1 protein-coding gene is annotated in these 1,036 nt (G+C 35.8%); it reads left to right on the plus strand.

Annotation, left to right across the window (positions count from 1 at the left end; translation table 11 throughout):
- Positions 1-236: 236 nt before the first annotated feature.
- Positions 237-1,036 (plus strand): transposase (locus tag N0O92_RS23760; RefSeq protein WP_315617502.1); only part of this gene is annotated, 800 nt, incomplete at its 3' end.

The following is a 1,036-nucleotide window of genomic DNA, read 5'->3' on the forward strand; positions in this document are numbered from 1 at the left end:
CTGCCCTTCCCTCCTGCAGGAGTCGGCCCTCCCATCCCGTCCGCTTTGTTGAGAGGAAAGATAGAAATTCCCTACTCTTCAACAATCAAAAATAATAGGAGAAATAGCGTGAAAAAGGCCTTTGAGAAATGAAACTCAAAGGCCTTTTGTCTACAGTCTGAAGTTTAATTTTCATCAAACATTTCACTTTCAATTTATTTTATAATTTAGATATTACATAGATGTAGGTGAATCTAATGATATCAAATGAAGAAACAATAACACTCAGTCCATATATGGGAATTTATGAACTTGTTGTCCCTAAAGATAATATGCTTCGTCAGATCAATGAACTCGTTGATTTTTCATTCATACTAAACGAGTTAAAATCAAGTTATTGCCTTGATAATGGTCGGAATGCAATTCCGCCTGTTCGTATGTTCAAATATCTATTACTAAAAGTGATTTATGATTTATCGGATGCCGATTTAGTTGAACGTTCTAAATACGATATGTCATTTAAATATTTTCTCAATATGGCACCTGAAGAACCGGTTATTGATCCAAGTTCGCTAACCAAATTCAGAAGGCTTCGCCTTAAAGACGAGGCTTTATTAGATATGCTCATTCGAAAATCAGTCGAGATTGCCTTAGAAAAGGAGATTATAAAGAGTAAAAGTATCATCGTCGATGCCACGCATACAAAAGCTCGTTATAATCAAAAATCCCCAAAGGAATTTTTACAAGAAAAATCTAAAAATGTTAGAAGAGCTGTCTATCAGATTAATGAGTCCATGAAGGAGAGGTTTCCAACTAAAACAACATCTAATGATGTTGCGGATGAATTAGAGTATTGTCGCCAAGTCATCTCTGTTGTGGAAAAAGAACCGCAAATCGCTCAGATTCCAGCGATTAAAGAGAAAGTAAATGTGTTAAAAGAAGTAGTAGAAGATTATACAGAGCATCTCAATTATTCAAACGACCCAGATGCACGACTTGGACATAAAACAGAGGACTCTTCTTTCTTTGGGTTCAAAACACATCTCGCCATGACGAA

Origin of the sequence: Alkalihalobacillus sp. MEB130 (assembly GCF_032335535.1) — a bacterium.
Taxonomy (GTDB): Bacteria; Bacillota; Bacilli; order Bacillales; family Bacillaceae_D; genus Halalkalibacter.